Raw genomic sequence first — 16,316 nt, forward strand, 5'->3', positions numbered from 1 at the left:
TCAGTGCCCCGCCATTCGAATGATATCCCCGGCGTCTGCCGCATCGTCGATCGACCAAAGCGCATCCAGCAAGCCGCGCATATCACCCGCAAAGTCTGCTCGTTCTGCGGCTGCCACAAACTTTGCTTCGATCTGCGCGTCACTCAGGGGGCGACCGCGCGACCCCGCAGCCTGCGCAATTTCACGGGTGAGGGTCCGACCGTCGACCAAATGCACGACCAGACGAACCGAAGCCACTTCGCGCCCGGAGTCATCGTCGAACTGCACGTCAGGGCGTCCGGCCGCGATGGTTCTGTGTGCCGCAGCATCGGAAAACTCATCTAGTCCAGCCTGACCCGTCAGCAGGGCGATCGCAATGGCATGCTGGGCACTGACCTGGGTTTCCCGCCCGGTGGCAGCCAAAGGCCGGTCGGTCCGCTGCTGCAACAACGGATGCCCGCTAAGTTCGATTCGCGCCACCTGCTCTAGCCGCAGTCCTTCGGCTTCGCGCAGGTCCAGAATACCTTCAAGTACCGGGTTCAGAACGACGCCAACCGGATAGGGCTTGTAGGTGTTCGCCGCAAATTCCCACGTCTGACCAAGAGCGTCGGTCAGCCGTTCGGCAACCGGATCTTTGCCATATACGTTCAGGTAACCGCGCGGAGCGCTCAGCGGGCGGGCGGATCCGCCGCATCCCTCGGCGGCCAACTGGGCCGAGATGTATCCGTTGCGCGCGGCCCCACCCATGCTGACACTTTTCGCGCCGGTGCCGAGCGTCTCGACCATTCCCGAGGATTGCGCCGCAGCGCACGAAAAGGCGTCTATCATCTGCTCGTCTGTCAATCCGATCAACCGTCCGCTTGCGGCTGCGGCACCAAAGATTCCGCAGGTCGAGGTGATGTGCCAGCCATGGGCATAGTGATAGGGTGAAACCGCGTTGCCGACCCGACATTCCACCTCGCACCCCAGAACAAAGGACTTCAGCACATCGCGACCAGTCGCGCCGTGGAGTTCGGCATGGGCAAAGAGGCCAGAATATACCGCTGCGGCCGGGTGAATGATTGTCGCTTCGTGGGTGTCATCGAAGTCAAAGATATTCGCACCTGCGGTGTTGATAGAGGCCGCCAGCGGCAAATCCACACGCTCGGACCGCCCGATCAGGGTGCAGGCAACTCCACTTGAGAACCGCATGCCCGCGCGCAACATCGCCTCGACAGGCTGCTCTCGACAGCCGGTGAATGCGGTTGCGAAGATGTTGACGAGGGCGCGCCGACCTTCGTGAAGTACAGCGTCCGGGATTTCGTGAAACCCACTGGCAAAGGCGGCCAAGGCCCGCTCAGGGGTAGCACCGGACCGTTCAACCGCCGCGCTCACAGGCCAACCCAACTGTGTTCCATACCCATCTCGTACGCCCTCCCCGATATGATAAGATTGTAGTATGCAATTATTGACATACTGCTATTTCCGTCTAACCTGTAGGCAATTCCGACGCAAGTGCAGCGTCGATCCGAACCAGCAGTGACTGGCGGAAATCAAGCCTCGAAACAGGGGCAACGGGAGGAAGAAACGTGACAAGACTGGATCTCTTCGGGGGGGTGTTCCTCACTACCTTCGGATTGTTCATGATCTTCGTGGCCATTCCAATGGGCACCGAGGATGGCATGTACTACGGATTGCCGCCCACCTTTTTTCCGACATTGCTTGCGTCAGGGCTGACGCTCTGCGCGGCAGGTCTGACAGTTCAGTCGGTTTTTCGTATGATGGCAGGGCGCACCGGTGATGCGGTGCCGATCAGCCGCTGGAATCTGCTGATGTTCGCTCTGCTGGTCGCAGTGATCTTCGCCGGCGTCGTTCTGTTGGACATCTTCGGCCTGGTGATCGGCGCGCCGCTTCTTATTGCGACGCTGATGGTGATTTTAGGTGACCGTAGCCCACTTCGAATCGTGCTGACCTCAGTTCTGCCGGTTGCTGCGTTCTACTACCTGGCGCTTCACATCCTGCATACGCCTGTGCCCTAAGGAAACGTCATGTTAGAAAACCTCACCGCTGCGGCGAGTGAAATTTTTACGCCACTCACGCTTGCCTACATCGTTATCGGCGTGCTGATCGGCTATGTTGTGGGCGCTCTGCCGGGCATGAACCGGACGACGGCCATTGCGATCTCGCTGCCCTTTACCTTTGCGATGTCGCCAGCGGCTGCGCTGTCCTTTCTCATTGGTATTAACAAAGGGGGTGCCGCCGGTTCAGCGGTGTCCGCCATCCTCCTGAATATTCCGGGCGAGCCGTCGTCCGTCGTCACGACCTACGACGGGTATCCGATGACGCAACAGGGCAAGGCGCAGAAGGCGCTCAAGATTGCTCTGATCGCTTCGGTTGCGGGCGACGTCCTGGCAACGCTTGCTCTGATCCTTCTTGCCCGCCCCATCGCCAAATTCGCTATCGGCCTCGGCCCGGTCGAGCTTGCTTCGATCCTGATCTTTTCCATGACCTTTATCGCGGCCGTCTCGGGCGATAATTTCTTCAAGGCTCTGATCGCGGGCTTTCTGGGCCTGCTGCTCTCTGCCCCTGGCATTGATTCCGAAACCGGACTGCCGCGGCTGACCTTTGGCCTGCTGCAACTTTACGACGGCGTGCCGCTTCTTGCCGTCGCTATCGGCACCCTCGCCCTGTCAGAAATCCTGTCGCAGATCGACGGGGGGTGGCGCGGTGGCTATCACATTGCCCGGACCGTCGATGACACGACAAACGAAGCGGACTCGCAACTGTCGCGCGCAGAGCTAAAGCAGGTCTCGCCTGCGATCCTGAAGGGATCACTTGTTGGCACTGCGGTCGGCCTGCTGCCCGGGCTTGGCGCGACGCTCGCTTCGTTCCTGTCTTACAATTGGGTGCGCCGCAGTTCGCCAAACTCGGAACGGTTTGGCAAAGGTGCCCCGGAAGGCGTCGCCGCTTCGGAAGCGGCGGACAACGCTACGGTCCCGGCTTCGCTGATCCCGGTCTTTGCCATCGGCGTGCCCGGCAGCCTGTCCACCGCCCTCCTCATGGGGGCTTTCATGATGCACGGGTTGACGCCCGGCCCATTCCTGTTCCGCGAAAGCGGCGATGTTGTCTTTGCGATCTACCTTGGGATGATCCTGGCCTCGGTCGCGCTGCTGATGGTCGGTATGTTCGGCCAAAAGCTGTTTACCCTTGCGGTGCGGATCCGCGCGTCCGTCATCATGCCGGTGATCGTGTTCCTGTGCATCATCGGCGCGTATATGGAGGGCGGCGGCATGTTCGGCGTCTACCTCATGCTGATCTTTGGGATCGTTGGCTATTTCATGAAGAAACTGGACTATTCGTTCGTGACCTTCGTGGTTGGTTATGTGCTCGGCCCCATGGCCGAACTGACCATCCGCCAGTCGTTGATCCTGTCGAATTCTGATCCGGCAATTCTGCTGGATCATCCGATCGCGATCCTGTTCCTGCTGCTCGCCGTATTCTCGATCTGGCGTTTCAGCATCGCCGGGGTGCGATCCCCCGACGCGGATCAATCGCGCACTACATCAAAAGAGGGAGGAACCAAACCATGACACTCAAGAGACGAGAATTCGGAAGGCTGGCCGCTGCGCTGGCATGTCTGGGCCTATATTCGGCGCCGGCGGTGGCCCAGGACAACTGGCCCGAAGATGCCATCACCATCGTGGTCGCCTATCCGGCAGGCGGCGGGACGGATTCGGCCATCCGGGCAATGACCCAGATCGTGAGCGAGGAACTGGGCCAGCCCATTCTGGTGCAGAATGTTGGCGGTGCCGGTGGCGGTGTTGCCGCCAGCCAGGTCGCCAGAGAAGAGGCCGACGGCTATACGCTGCTTGCCACCAACTCGACCTCGATCACTCTTGCTCCGCTGGTGCAAAAAGCGCTCTATGATATCGACAGCTTCGATCACATCGCGATCCTCGGAGACTTCCAGAACGCGATTTTCACCGGCCCCGACCAGCCTTACAACAGCCTTGATGAGCTGATCGACACCGTAAAATCGGACAACAGGGCCATGACCTATGCAAGTCAGCTGGCCATCGACCGGCTGCTCATGGCGTACATTGCCAAAGAACGCGGGTTCGAATTGCGCCCGGTGCCGGTGAACGGCGGCAGCGGCGCGGTGCAGGCGGTTTTGTCGGGCGATGTGGACGTTGCTTTCTCGGGCGGCTCGTGGCGTCCGATCGTGGCCGCGGGGGATGCAAAGTCGCTGTTCGCGGCATCCTTTGATCGTCTCAAGGTCGCGCCGGATCTGCCGTCCATGAAGGATATGGGTTTTGAGTTCGGTGTGACCAGTCGCATCTCGCTGCACGCCCCGGCGGGCGTGCCCGCTGACAGACTCGAAAAGATCTCGGCAGCGTTTGATAAGGCCGTGAACAGCGAGCTGGCACAATCCGTCGGTGAAAAGCGCTCTATGGACATGACATTTCGCGGGTATGACAAAGCCCAAGATCTGATGCAGCAGGAACGGGAAACCTACGAAAAGATTCTGGCAAATGTCGGCCCGGAAACGCTCAAGGGGAACTAAGGTCCGTAATCAGGCCGCCACGGCAGATTCCATGGCGTGGCGGCCTGATCACATCAGCATAGATCATCGCACAAAGAATGGGACCCGACCCAAGATGACAGTTGCGCCGGGTCCTGGCTTTGGCCGTTGTCATTTACTTGTGTTTTAGACGTGGTGAGAATGTGGACCCTGCCACCCCGGGTTCAAGTATGCGGCCAGGCCCAAGCAGACTGCGCGTGGCGCGCAGTACGATAGGCAGAAATCGCTTCAGCGTGTTGCGCGGTCAGGTCGATATCGTCCCACCCATTGCGCAGCTTTTCCCGCCAGACCGGATCCAGCTCGAATTGAACATTGCGCCCGGCGATCAGGGCAGTCCCGGTTGTCAGGTCGACATGTGCAGTAGCGGTCCTGCTGCCCAGTTCGGTCAGCAGCTCTTCGATAACCGTGTCGTCGAGACGCGCCGGGAGCAGGCCGTTATTCACCGCGTTGCCAGAAAAGATATCGCCGAAACTTGGGGCAAATACGGCGCGGATGCCAAAATCCACCAGCGCGTAAACTGCGGCCTCGCGACTCGAGCCGCTGCCAAAGTTGCGCCGCGTGACCAATACCTTGGGCGCGGTTCGGTTCAGGATGTGATCGGGGTCGTCCTGCCTGATGTCATGCAGCAGGTAGCCGCCATAACCGGCGCTGCGCGGCGTTGACATAAATCGCGCCGGAATCAGCTGATCGGTGTCCACATTTTCGGCAGGTAGGGCGGCAACGTCACCCTCAAGGATTTGCCAGCCGCTCATGACCGCCCCTCCAGCAGCGGGCGCACATCCGCGAGATGGCCAGTCACGGCGGCGGCCGCGACCATCGCCGGACTCATCAGATGGGTGCGCGATCCGCGCCCTTGCCGGCCCTTGAAATTCCGGTTGGTCGAAGACGCGCAGCGTTTGCCCGCCTCGACCCGGTCGCCATTCATCCCGACACACATCGAGCAACCGGACTCAGCCCATTCCAGCCCTGCTTCGGTAAATATCTGCGCCAGCCCCTCGGCTTCGGCCTGCCGTTTGACCGCCGCCGAGCCGGGCGATACCAGCCCCGGCACACGCGCACGTCGCCCGGCAAGAACCTGCGCCGCCATGCGCAGATCCTCGATCCGGCCATTGGTACAGGACCCGATAAAGACCTGATCCACCGAAATCGACGTCAGCGGGGTACCTGGCGACAGCGCCATGTAATCAAGTGACGCACGTATCGCTACGCTCTTGCCGGCTTCGAACTGCGCCGGGTCCGGCACGATGCCGGTGATTGGCAGTGCCTCTTCGGGTGACGTACCCCATGTAACCGTCGGCGCGATGTCCGCCGCGTCGATCCGGTCTTCACGGACGAATGCAGCGTCGGGATCGCTGTTAAGCAGCGCCCAGTCATCAACGGCGCGGGCCCAATCGTCGCCTTTGGGGGCATAGCGGCGCCCATCGAGATAGGCAAATGTCACCTCGTCCGGGGCGACAAGGCCCAGTCGCGCGCCACCTTCAATCGACAGGTTGCACAGGGTCATACGACCCTGCATGCTGAGATTGTGCACCGCAGAGCCAGCGTATTCGATTGCATGACCGCGCGCGCCATCCGCGCCCAGCCGCGCAATCCAGTGCAGCGCCATATCCTTGGCCGTGACGCCGGGGCCAAGCGTGCCGTCGATGGTGATTCGCATTGCGCGCGGTTGCGATTGCCAGACTGTCTGCGTCGCCAGAATATGCGCGACCTGGGTTGCACCGACACCAAAGGCCAGCGCGCCGAACGCGCCATGTGTCGAGGTGTGACTGTCACCGCAATTCACCTGCACTCCGGGCAGCGTCAGACCCAGTTCCGGCCCGATCACATGCACAATGCCCTGTGCCGGATCCTTGAGATCAAACAGCCGGACCCCGTGTGCGCGGGCATTGTCACCCAATGTACGGATCATTCGGGCAATGTCGGGATCCATCTGGCCGGACCGCGTCGGGGCGTAATGATCCACCATGGCAAAGGTCAGTCCCGGCTCAGCCACCTTTTGACCACGCGCCTCAAGCTTGGCAAAAGCGTGGTGCGACCCTTCGTGGACCAGATGCCGATCAACCCATAGCAGGGCCGAACCCCCCTCGCCTTTCAGCACGGTATGCGCCTGCCACAGTTTTTCCAACAAAGTCTGCGGTGCGTTCATTCGGCTGCCTCGGACCGTGGGACGTCAATAACCGGCTCCCAGTGGCGGGTATCGTCTGTACCAACGCGGTTCAACGACATTTCAAGCCGGAACAGGTCGGGCCGATAGAGCGCAGAAAGATATTCCACACCCTTTCCGTCGGCATCCAGTACAACCCGGCGCAGTGACAGAACTGGCGCACCAACGCTGAGACCTAGAACCTCTGCTACATCTGGGGTGGCAAGCGTGGCACTAACGCTTTGATGTGCGCGTTCGATACAGACACCCGAGCGTTCAAGCAGACGGAACAGCGGTGTCGTCGCCAGATCGGCCTCGGTATAGTTGGCGGCGACGTCTTCGGGTACATAGGTGGTGAGGTGCGAAAACGCCCGCCCCTGTGCCAGACGCACCCGCACAGCCGTCTGAACCCGACCGTCGCCGGGCAGACCCATCGCTTCGGCCACAACAGATGGCGCGACGCCGTAAGAAAACGACAGCAGACGCGCCGTAGTTTTTTGATCCATCTCGACAAGTTGCGGAATCAGCGTGGTAAAATCGGCCAGCACAGGCGGATACGAGGTCTGCGCCTGCACCACTGTACCCGACCCCGCGCGCCGTGCGATCATGCCGTCTTGCGATAGCGCATCCAGCGCCCGGCGCACCGTCACTCGTGACACACCCAGCCGCAGCGCCAGCTTTTGTTCTCCCTCAAGCGCCGCGCCTGGCGCGTGCACTCCGCGCAGGATTTCTTCCTGCAACAACAGATAGACCCGCCGGGCCTTGCCCCCTTCGGGAAGGCCAGATCCTTTTCCCGCTGCTCCAACTTGCGCCATGCATTCCTCCACTCGTTACTGGATTCTAACGTCCTGTCTGCCAAACACAAGAAATCTAACTTGCAAAGATGAAAATAATTACGCTTTGCGAAGACGACAATCTGTATTACAAAAAATACAGATTGAACGGAGGTGCTGTAGTGATCGGCAAAAACATGACGGGTATGGGGCGGTATTTCGGAAAAGATCGCAGTGCAAGTGAAAAGCGGCGCTGCGTATGATCGATTCAGGCGACCCGACCAACATCGTGCAACGATTCCTGGCGGCTCTGGAGGCCCGGGATATCGATTCTGCCCGGGGCCTGATCGCGCCCGGGTTCACAATGATATTTCCCGGCACCGCCCCCATGACATCTCTGGATGCACTGATTGCGTGGGCGACACTGCGTTACAGGTTTGTGCGCAAGACTTTCGCAGGCTTTGATCCGGTCCCCGGACAGGGGGACACCGCAACAGTCTATTGCCGTGGCACGCTTTCAGGCGAATGGCCCGACGGCAGCGCGTTCATCGGCATTCGTTTCATCGACCGGTTTGAACTGGTCGCAGGACAGATAACCAGACAGGACGTCTGGAACGACATTGCAGAAACAAAGGCGGCTCCATGACAGAACCCATCGACCCGATCACCCTGGCCGTTCTGGCCGGACGGATGGAACAGATCGCAGACGAAATGGACGCGACCCTGTTCCGCGCGGCCTTTAATCCGATCATCGCCGAGGCGCATGATGCATCACACGGGCTGTATCATCCAGCGACCGGCGACACATTGGTACAGGGGAAATCGGGGCTGCCGATCTTTGTCGGGGTGATGTCCTTTGCCGTTCGCGCCGTCATCGACAAGGCCGAAGAACACGGTGATCTGGCAGACGGTGATATCTACATCTTCAACGATGCCCACATTGGCGGCACTCACCTGAACGACATGCGCCTTGTCCGGCCCTATTTCCGCGACGGCAAGCCGTTCTGTTTTCTGGCCTCGGTCGGTCATTGGCACGATCTGGGCGGCGGAGTACCGGGCAACTACAACCCCGCCGCAACGGATGTGTTTCAAGAGGCATTTGTGCTGCCGCCGGTACGGCTGGCTCGCGCCGGTGTGGTGCAGACCGACGTTATTGACATCCTGATGCGCAACACCCGGCTGCCACAATCCGCCGAGGGTGACCTGAATGGACAGCTGGGCGCGCTGGATCTGGGCGTCAAGCGGATGGACGAGCTGCTGGACGAATACGGTGCCGACACGGTGCGGGCGGCGCTCGATTCGCTGCAAGATCGGGCCGAGATGCTGATGCGTGCCGAACTGACGGATTTGCCCGATGGTCGCTGGGAGGCCGAGGATTTCCTCGACAATGACGGGATCACCGACACGCCGCTGGCCATTCGCGTTGCCCTTGAAATCAAGGGGGACACCATGACGCTTGATTTCACCGGAACCGCAGATCGCTGCGCCGGTCCGGTCAACATCGCACTGCCGACGGCGGTGGCGACGGCCTATGTGGCGATCAAGCACATCTTTCCGGCGCTGCCGGCCAATGCGGGCGTGATGCGCCCGATTGACGTGAAAATTCCCGAAACTTCGTTGTTGTCTGCCCCGTTCCCCGCCCCCGTTGGCGGCTATACAGAGACGATTCTACGCATGATCGACGTGATCTTTTCCGCCGCCTCGCAGGCCGCTCCTGACCGCGTGGTCGCGAACGCCTATGGCACGATCAACGCGCTGTCGATTGCGGGCAAACGCGAAAACGGTCAGCCGTGGGTCATGTTCAGCTTTTACGGTGGCGGGCATGGCGGATCGCCAGAAGGTGACGGGCTGAACCACGGCAACGCGCCGATTTCAACCGCGACGATTCCCCCGATGGAGATCCTGGAGGCCGCCTATCCGGTGATGTTCCGGCAGTGGGCGCTGCGACCCGACAGCGCGGGTGCAGGCACCCATCGGGGCGGCATGGGCGCTGTCTACGAGATCGAAGTGCTGGAAAAGGACGCAACGGCGTTCTTGTTCGGAGAACGCGGGCGCTTTGCACCGCAGGGTGTCGCGGGCGGCGGTTCGGCGGCGCTGAACGTGTTTTCCTATGAACAGGCCGACGGCTGGCACAGCCCGCCGATGGCCTCAAAAATGGTGGGTATAAAACTGGAACAGGGGCAGGCCGTCAGGCTCGAAACACCTGGGGGCGGCGGCTTTGGTCCGGCGTCAGGCCGCGATCCGGCAGCCGTCGCGCGGGATGTTGCGATGGGGCTGATGTCGTCCGACACGGCAACCGACGCCTATGGCGAAGCCTGGAAGGAGGCACAATCATGATACGCCCCCTTATGATCGGCGTCGATGTTGGCGGGACATTCACCGATGTCTTTGTTCTGGACGAATCTAGCGGCACGGCGCAGGTCGCCAAGGTGGCAACTTCGCGGCCGGACCAATCCGGCGGCTTTCTTGATGGGATTCGCACGCGGGTTGATGATCTCGATTCAGTGTCCGTCATCGTGCATGGCACCACCGCCGGCACCAACGCCCTGCTGGAACGCAAGGGCGCGCGGATCGGCATCATTACGACCGAAGGTTTGCGGGACGTTCTGGAAATGCGCCGCCGCGACCGGCCCCGCACCTGGGGTCTGCGCGGTGACTTTGTGCCCGTCGTGCCGCGCGATCTGCGCCTCGAAGTGCCCGAGCGGACGCTGGCCGATGGCTGTATCCGCACTCCGGTCGACCTCGATGCCGTGACCGCCGCTGCCCGTGCGCTGATCGAGGACGGATGTCTGGCCTGCGCCGTGATGTTCGCCAACAGCTATGCCAACCCCGAAAATGAGCGGGCCGCCGTGGCGGCGGTGCGCGCGGTCTGGCCAAACGCGCATGTCTCGGCCTCGTCCGAGATCCTGCCGGAAATCCGCGAATTTGAACGGTTTTCGACCACTGCGCTGAACGCCTACCTGCAACCCGAAGTGTCCGGCTATATCGACCGACTGGAAACCGCGCTGAAATCTGACGGCTTCGCCGGTGAATTCATGATCGTGCAGTCAAACGGTGGCGTGATGGATGTGGCGACGGCAGCCAAGGTACCGGTGCGCACCGCCCTGTCGGGGCCAGCGGCGGGCGTGATCGCGGCAGGCTACATCGCAGAGGCGGCAGGCTTTCCGAACGTCATCACTGGTGACATGGGCGGTACCAGCTTTGACGTGTCGCTGATCGCTGCGGGTCAGTCGATGCTGACGCCGCAAACCTCGATTGATTTTGGCATGGTCATCCGGTCGCCGATGATCGAGATTGCCACCATCGGTGCCGGGGGCGGCTCGATCGCTTGGGTTGATCGTGGCGGCCTGCTGAATATCGGACCCGAAAGCGCGGGATCAACGCCGGGACCAGTCGCCTATGGTCAGGGCAATACGCGCCCAACGGTGACGGATGCCAACGTGGTTCTGGGCCGGATCGACCCGGACAGCCCGATCGGCGGCAAACTCAAACGCCTGGATGTGGACGCCGCCCGCGCCGCGATTCTGGAACATGTGGGCAAGCCACTGAACCTTGATGCGCTACAGGCGGCCGAAGCGATCCTGACGGTTGCCAACAGCCGGATGGCGGGCGCACTGCGGTTGGTGTCCATCGAACGCGGGTTTGATCCCAAAAACTTTGCGTTCATGCCGTTTGGCGGCGGCGGCGCCCTGCATGCAGGAGCGATGCTGGCGGATGTCGGACTCGCTCGGGCCATTGTGCCGCGCTATCCCGGCGTTCTGTCGGCCATGGGCTGCGTGATCGCTGACATGCGGCAGGATTTTGTTCAGACCATCAATGCACCGCTGGCCGGGCTGGATATAACGGCGCTGACGCGCTTTATGCAGGGCCATATCGACAGTGGGCATGCGACTCTGGACGCGGCGCAGACCCGCTTTGAATCGCGTGATGTGACCTTTACCCTCGACATGTCCTATCTGGGGCAGACGCATACGGTGTCGGTGCCGCTGGTCGTCACCGTAAGCGATGGCACGGTGCGGCAGGTGACGCCGGATCAGATCGCCGCTGCCTTTGACGACGCCTATCTGGCCACCTATGACCGCGTCCTGAAAAACGGCACGCGCCGGGTGATCAACCTGCGGTCGGCGGTGACTGGGCGCAGACCACGGTTTGATCTGAGCTCGCTTGCGCCCAAAGGCGGCAGTGTCGAGGCGGCGCATGTCGCCACACGCCAGGTGCATTTCGGCGACACCTGGTACAATACAGCCATATATAAACGTCTGGACCTACCTGTCGGGGCCAGAATCCCGGGGCCTGCAATCCTTGAGCAGCCCGACACCACCGTGTTGATCGAACCCGGCCTGACCGGCCTGATCGACGCATTGGGCAACACCATCATCGAAAGGTCCGGCGGATGATCCCCTCACGCACAGCATTGCTGACGATTGATCTTCAGAACGACTTTCTGCATCCCGAAGGCGCCTATGGCCGCGCCGGTCAGAGGGCAGACAGCATCGCCGCCCTTCCCGCGCGGATCGCGCCGTTGCGCGACGCCTTGCGCGACCAGGGGGGAACGTACGTTTCGGCGCAGTTCACCCTGGTGCCGAAACCGGACGGCGAACCGCTGATCGCACCGCATCTCAAGGCGCTGAGGCCGTTCCTGACCAAAGGCGATTTTGCCCCCGGCGGGTTTGGTCACACATTGGTGGATGAATTGGCACCGGCGGATTATACGGTGGAAAAGGTCAACTATTCCGCGTTTTTCCAGACACGGCTGGAATATGTGCTGCGCGCATTGAACATCGACACGCTGATCATCGGCGGGATCGTGACCAACGGCGGCGTCGCCAGCACCGTGCGCGACGCCCATCTGCGCGAGATTCACACAATCCTGCTGTCGGATGGCTGCGCTGCCTTCCGCGACGAGGTACATCAGGCGACGTTGGTGTCGCTGGGGTCGGTGTCCGATGTCGTCACCTGCCAAGAGGCACTTGCCATGATTGGGGGTGTATCATGACCCTGCGCAACCTTATCTCGCAATCGGAAATTCTGGTGGCCCCCGGCGTCTATGACGGTCTGACCGCCGCTCTGGCCACGCAGGCGGGGTTTCAGGCGCTGTATCTTTCGGGTGCCGCAGTGGCCTATACCCGGCTCGGGCGTCCCGATATCGGACTATCGACCTCTAGCGAAATGACCGAAACAATGGCCCTGATTGCCGACCGAACCGATCTGCCGGTGATCATTGATGCCGACACCGGCTTTGGGAATGCGTTGAATGCGCGCCGCACAATGCAGAGCTATGAACGCGCCGGCGCGGCGGCCCTTCAGGTCGAGGATCAGACTTATCCCAAACGCTGCGGGCATCTGTCCGACAAATCGCTGATCCCAAAGGAAGAGATGGCGGGCAAGCTGGCCGCCATGGCGGATGCCCGCCGCCATGACACGCTGATCATCGCGCGCACCGATGCGATTGCCGTCGAAGGGTTTGAGGCGGCGATGGACCGCGCCGAAGCCTATACCGAAGCGGGCGCCGATGTGCTGTTTGTTGAGGCACCGCGCAATAAGGACGAGTTGACCCGTATTACCGAGCGTTTCCAGGGCCGTGTGCCGCTGTTGGCCAACATGGTCGAAGGTGGGGCGACGCCGATTACTCAGGCAAGAGATCTTGAGACGATGGGCTTTGACATCGTGATTTTCCCGGGCGGCATCGTGCGCGCGCTGGCCCATGCGGCGCGGGATTACTACGGATCGCTACAGGAAAACGGGTCGAACCAGCCGTTTTCGCACCGGATGTTCAATCTGGACGGGCTGAACGAGGTCATTGGAACGCCTGAGATGCTGGCCTTAGGGCGCCGTTTTGACGGCAAAGCATAAGATCAGGGCGGCGCGCGCCCTGACCTCATTAACGCCGGATAAACGGGTTGGCGACGACTGTCGGTTCTGCCAGCCACACAGATTTCGGTTGCAGGTATTCCTTGATCGCCTCGAGACCGTTTTCACGCCCCAGTCCGCTGTTCTTGGTGCCGCCGAACGGCGTCGTGTAGCTTGTCGAGCGGTAGGTGTTGACCCAGACTGTGCCGGCCTGAAGACGGCGTGACATCCGCAACGCGCGGCTCAGATTGTTGGTCCAGACCCCGGCGGCAAGCCCGTAGGCTGAATCGTTGGCGATATGCACGGCTTCGTCCTCGTCGGCAAAGCGCAGGATCGACAGCACCGGGCCGAACACCTCTTCCTGTGCGATGCGCATATCGTTGCGTACATCGGTAAAGATAGTGGGTTCGACGAAATATCCACCCGCTCCTTCGGGCTGCGCCGCCCGTCCGCCCAGAATGCAGTTGGCGCCTTCGGCCTTGGCGATGTCGATATAGGACAGGATTTTCTGATGCTGCGCCTGCGTCGCCACGGGTGAGATATTGGTTGCCGGATCCATCGGATCCCCCAGAACGGCCGCCCCTGCCATTTCGGTCAGCCGTTCGACAAAGCTGTCATAGATCCCATCCTGCAACAACAGCCGCGATCCCGCGATGCAGGTTTGTCCCGACGCCGCAAAGATCCCCGAAATCGCGCCGGGGACGGCGGCGTCCAGATCAGCGTCGTCAAAGACAATGTTTGGCGATTTGCCACCCAGTTCAAGAGTGACCTTCTTGAAATCGCGCGCGGCAGCTTCGTTGATCGCGCGCCCCGCGGCTTCGCCGCCGGTAAAGGCGATCTTGCGCACCAGAGGATGGGTGACCAGCGGCATTCCCGCCTCTGCCCCAAAGCCGGTGATCACATTGACCACACCGGGGGGAATGTCGGCCTGTTCGACAAAATGCATCAGTTCCAGTGTCGAGGCCGAGGTGAATTCGGACGGTTTGATCACCACCGTGTTCCCTGCCGCCAGCGCGGGTGCCAGTTTCCATGCCAGCAGCAACAGCGGCGAATTCCAGGGGGTGATCAGGGCGCAGACGCCCAGTGGCTCATGGGTCACCATGTTGACCACACCCGGTTTGTCGATTGGCGGGACGCTGCCTTCGACCTTGTCGGCAAGCCCGCCGTAGTAGGCATACCAGTTCGCCATATAGCGGCACTGGTTAGACATTTCCGCCAGCAGTTTGCCATTGTCGCGGACCTCGGTTTTCGCCAGAAAATCCGAATTGTCGGTGATCAGCCCAGCCAGCCGCACCAGCGCCGCGCCGCGCGCACTGGCGGTCCAGCGGGGCCAGTCTCCCGTCGTGAACGCCCGTTGTGCGGCCTGCACTGCGCGATCCACATCCGTGGTTCCGGCCTTGGGTATCCGCGCCCAGTCTTGCCCGGTATAGGGGTTCTTCGAGGCAAAGGTTTCGCCACTGTCGGCTCCACACCAGGCGCCATCGATATACATCTGATAGTCTTGCATCGCGGTTCCCTCTATGTGGCCAGCGGCAGACCAAGGCGCGCACGCTGGCGCAGATACTGGCTGGGTCGATACCGCGGATCGCCAGTCTGGCGTTGCAGCGCCTCCAAAATCCCCAGCACCCGCTGCGGCCCGAGCGTATCGCCAAGCGCCAGCGGCCCGTGCGGATACCCCAGCCCTAGCCGCACACCGTCATCAATGTCGGCAGGCGCCGCGATTTGCATCTGTGAAATCTCGCAGCCGGTGTTGACGACCATTGCCAGAATCCGCTGGGCGACAAACCCGGGACTGTCGGCGATGCGCGTCACCTTTTTACCGGCCAGCAGCAGGGCGCGGTGCAGCTGGTCGCACAGATCTGGCACTGTCGCGGGGGTCGGCATGATCGTCACGCGGGGGCTGTCAACCGTCAGCGGGTCGATGGCCATGACGCACGCAGGGTCAAGTTCCAGTTTTAGCGCCGCCTCGGTCGCGTCTAGGCCATAGGGTGCCAGCAGGCAAACCGCGCCCTGCGCTGTGTCAGACATTTCGACTCCTGCACCAACAAGCGCGGGCAGGATCTGCGCAAGGTCGGCGCGCATTTCCGGCGGCACCCAAAGACGGGGCAGCGTGCCATCAGGCGGCAACTTCTCTGGTGGATCAACGCGGCGACCCGCGGCGTAGCGGTAGAACCCTTCGCCCGTCTTGCGCCCATGCAGGCCGGCTGCCACGCGGGCCGCCAGATGAACACCGGGACGATAGCGCGGTTCTTGATGGAACTGGCCATAAATCAGCTGCAGCACCGGATAGGACACATCCAGCCCGGTCAGATCCAGCAGTTCGAACGGACCCATGCGAAAGCCGGCAGCGTCACGCATCACACGATCCACATCAGCCTCGGAGGCAAGGCAATCCTGCACAATCCGGCTGCCTTCGGTCAACAACCCGCGCCCCGCGTGGTTGATCAGGAATCCCGGCGCATCCCGGCACAAGATCGCGCGATAGCCGATCTTGTGCGCGACCGACAGCGCCGCATCTGTCGCCGCAGGATCAGTGCGCAATCCGGGAATAACCTCGACCATTTTCATCAGCGGCACCGGGTTAAAGAAATGCAGCCCGACGACGCGGCCCGGCGCAGAGACCCCAGCCGCTATGGCCGATACTGACAACGACGACGTATTGGTGGCCAGCACCGCATCCGCGCCCAATATCTGTTCAAGCTGGGCAAACAGCGCCTGCTTGGCATCGAGTGATTCCGCGATTGCCTCGATCGCCATCTGTGCGGGCGCCAGCTCTGACAGGGCGTTTACGACCAGTAGCCGGTCTTTGGCTGCCTGTGCATCCTCGCGTGTCATCCGGGCCTTGTCGGTCGCGCGGTCCAGCATCTGTCCGGCGAAATCCACCGCGGCCTGCGCAGCCTCGGCACGCTGATCAAACACCAGTACGTTGTATCCCGCCACGGCAAGCGTCTGGGCAATGCCCCGACCCATCGTGCCAGAGCCAATCACCGCGATGGTGTCAATCATGCCG

14 protein-coding genes are annotated in these 16,316 nt (G+C 61.5%); 8 read left to right on the plus strand and 6 right to left on the minus strand.

Going from position 1 to position 16,316, the window contains the following annotated elements; all coding sequences use genetic code 11:
- A complete protein-coding gene (locus IMCC21224_RS19965; RefSeq protein ID WP_197089258.1) occupies nt 1-1,365 on the minus strand; it encodes an MmgE/PrpD family protein in 1,365 nt (454 codons plus the stop codon).
- A 182-nt stretch (nt 1,366-1,547) separates the two neighbouring features.
- Here IMCC21224_RS19965 and IMCC21224_RS19970 point away from each other — a divergent pair, with 182 nt between their 5' ends.
- Genes IMCC21224_RS19970 through IMCC21224_RS19980 form a run of 3 tightly spaced genes read left to right on the plus strand, consistent with a single transcriptional unit; the run spans nt 1,548 to nt 4,522 of the window.
- Nucleotides 1,548-1,997: a tripartite tricarboxylate transporter TctB family protein gene (locus tag IMCC21224_RS19970; RefSeq protein WP_231582159.1), complete on the plus strand. Its 450-nt coding sequence runs from the start codon at nt 1,548-1,550 to the stop codon at nt 1,995-1,997.
- 9 nt (nt 1,998-2,006) lie between these two features.
- The gene (locus IMCC21224_RS19975) at nt 2,007-3,548 is read left to right on the plus strand and encodes a tripartite tricarboxylate transporter permease (protein WP_047997354.1); all 1,542 of its coding nucleotides are present in this window, start codon (nt 2,007-2,009) and stop codon (nt 3,546-3,548) included.
- Nucleotides 3,545-4,522, plus strand: a complete 978-nt coding sequence (locus IMCC21224_RS19980; protein WP_047997355.1) for a tripartite tricarboxylate transporter substrate binding protein — start codon at nt 3,545-3,547, stop codon at nt 4,520-4,522. Before IMCC21224_RS19975 ends, IMCC21224_RS19980 begins: the two co-directional genes overlap by 4 nt.
- A 182-nt stretch (nt 4,523-4,704) precedes the next feature.
- On the opposite strand, the gene leuD is transcribed toward IMCC21224_RS19980, so the two are convergent.
- From leuD to IMCC21224_RS19995, 3 genes are read right to left on the minus strand one after another with little or no spacing between them, the layout of a single operon-like run.
- On the minus strand, nt 4,705-5,292 hold the full coding sequence (gene leuD / locus IMCC21224_RS19985) for a 3-isopropylmalate dehydratase small subunit (RefSeq protein ID WP_047997356.1): 588 nt from the start codon (nt 5,290-5,292) through the stop codon (nt 4,705-4,707).
- Nucleotides 5,289-6,686 carry a 3-isopropylmalate dehydratase large subunit gene (gene leuC, locus IMCC21224_RS19990; protein WP_047997357.1) on the minus strand — a complete coding sequence of 466 codons (1,398 nt, stop codon included), beginning with the start codon at nt 6,684-6,686 and terminating at the stop codon, nt 5,289-5,291. The genes leuD and leuC overlap by 4 nt, the downstream gene beginning before the upstream one ends.
- On the minus strand, nt 6,683-7,498 hold the full coding sequence (locus IMCC21224_RS19995) for a GntR family transcriptional regulator (RefSeq protein ID WP_047997358.1): 816 nt from the start codon (nt 7,496-7,498) through the stop codon (nt 6,683-6,685). Before IMCC21224_RS19995 ends, leuC begins: the two co-directional genes overlap by 4 nt.
- 217 nt (nt 7,499-7,715) lie before the next feature.
- On the opposite strand from IMCC21224_RS19995, the gene IMCC21224_RS20000 reads away from it, so the two are divergent.
- Genes IMCC21224_RS20000 through IMCC21224_RS20020 form a run of 5 tightly spaced genes read left to right on the plus strand, consistent with a single transcriptional unit; the run spans nt 7,716 to nt 13,309 of the window.
- Nucleotides 7,716-8,102: a nuclear transport factor 2 family protein gene (locus IMCC21224_RS20000; protein ID WP_053079099.1), complete on the plus strand. Its 387-nt coding sequence runs from the start codon at nt 7,716-7,718 to the stop codon at nt 8,100-8,102.
- Nucleotides 8,099-9,793 (plus strand): hydantoinase B/oxoprolinase family protein, encoded by a 1,695-nt coding sequence (locus tag IMCC21224_RS20005; protein WP_047997359.1) that lies wholly within the window; start codon nt 8,099-8,101, stop codon nt 9,791-9,793. Before IMCC21224_RS20000 ends, IMCC21224_RS20005 begins: the two co-directional genes overlap by 4 nt.
- The gene (locus IMCC21224_RS20010; protein ID WP_047997360.1) at nt 9,790-11,853 is read left to right on the plus strand and encodes a hydantoinase/oxoprolinase family protein; all 2,064 of its coding nucleotides are present in this window, start codon (nt 9,790-9,792) and stop codon (nt 11,851-11,853) included. The genes IMCC21224_RS20005 and IMCC21224_RS20010 overlap by 4 nt, the downstream gene beginning before the upstream one ends.
- Nucleotides 11,850-12,452, plus strand: a complete 603-nt coding sequence (locus IMCC21224_RS20015; RefSeq protein WP_047997361.1) for a cysteine hydrolase family protein — start codon at nt 11,850-11,852, stop codon at nt 12,450-12,452. The genes IMCC21224_RS20010 and IMCC21224_RS20015 overlap by 4 nt, the downstream gene beginning before the upstream one ends.
- Entirely contained in the window at nt 12,449-13,309 is an 861-nt protein-coding gene (locus IMCC21224_RS20020) for an oxaloacetate decarboxylase (RefSeq protein ID WP_047997362.1), read from the plus strand. Before IMCC21224_RS20015 ends, IMCC21224_RS20020 begins: the two co-directional genes overlap by 4 nt.
- 28 nt (nt 13,310-13,337) lie before the next feature.
- Here the strand turns inward: IMCC21224_RS20020 and IMCC21224_RS20025 are convergent, their stop codons facing one another.
- Together IMCC21224_RS20025 and IMCC21224_RS20030 are read right to left on the minus strand one after the other, a co-directional pair.
- Nucleotides 13,338-14,813: an aldehyde dehydrogenase gene (locus IMCC21224_RS20025; protein ID WP_047997363.1), complete on the minus strand. Its 1,476-nt coding sequence runs from the start codon at nt 14,811-14,813 to the stop codon at nt 13,338-13,340.
- Between the two features lie 11 nt (nt 14,814-14,824).
- A complete protein-coding gene (locus IMCC21224_RS20030) occupies nt 14,825-16,312 on the minus strand; it encodes a 3-hydroxyacyl-CoA dehydrogenase (RefSeq protein ID WP_231582160.1) in 1,488 nt (495 codons plus the stop codon).
- Nucleotides 16,313-16,316: the final 4 nt, after the last annotated feature.

It is taken from the genome of Puniceibacterium sp. IMCC21224, assembly GCF_001038505.1.
Taxonomy (GTDB): Bacteria; Pseudomonadota; Alphaproteobacteria; order Rhodobacterales; family Rhodobacteraceae; genus Puniceibacterium.

Bases quoted from the DNA above. Each gene is read 5' to 3' on its own strand.
- IMCC21224_RS19975 (WP_047997354.1), top strand. From the start codon at position 2,007: ATGTTAGAAAACCTCACCGCTGCGGCGAGTGAAATTTTTACGCCACTC.
- IMCC21224_RS19980 (WP_047997355.1), top strand. From the start codon at position 3,545: ATGACACTCAAGAGACGAGAATTCGGAAGGCTGGCCGCTGCGCTGGCA.
- leuD (WP_047997356.1), bottom strand. From the start codon at position 5,292: ATGAGCGGCTGGCAAATCCTTGAGGGTGACGTTGCCGCCCTACCTGCC.
- leuC (WP_047997357.1), bottom strand. From the start codon at position 6,686: ATGAACGCACCGCAGACTTTGTTGGAAAAACTGTGGCAGGCGCATACC.
- IMCC21224_RS19995 (WP_047997358.1), bottom strand. From the start codon at position 7,498: ATGGCGCAAGTTGGAGCAGCGGGAAAAGGATCTGGCCTTCCCGAAGGG.
- IMCC21224_RS20000 (WP_053079099.1), top strand. From the start codon at position 7,716: ATGATCGATTCAGGCGACCCGACCAACATCGTGCAACGATTCCTGGCG.
- IMCC21224_RS20005 (WP_047997359.1), top strand. From the start codon at position 8,099: ATGACAGAACCCATCGACCCGATCACCCTGGCCGTTCTGGCCGGACGG.
- IMCC21224_RS20010 (WP_047997360.1), top strand. From the start codon at position 9,790: ATGATACGCCCCCTTATGATCGGCGTCGATGTTGGCGGGACATTCACC.
- IMCC21224_RS20015 (WP_047997361.1), top strand. From the start codon at position 11,850: ATGATCCCCTCACGCACAGCATTGCTGACGATTGATCTTCAGAACGAC.
- IMCC21224_RS20020 (WP_047997362.1), top strand. From the start codon at position 12,449: ATGACCCTGCGCAACCTTATCTCGCAATCGGAAATTCTGGTGGCCCCC.
- IMCC21224_RS20025 (WP_047997363.1), bottom strand. From the start codon at position 14,813: ATGCAAGACTATCAGATGTATATCGATGGCGCCTGGTGTGGAGCCGAC.
- IMCC21224_RS20030 (WP_231582160.1), bottom strand. From the start codon at position 16,312: ATGATTGACACCATCGCGGTGATTGGCTCTGGCACGATGGGTCGGGGC.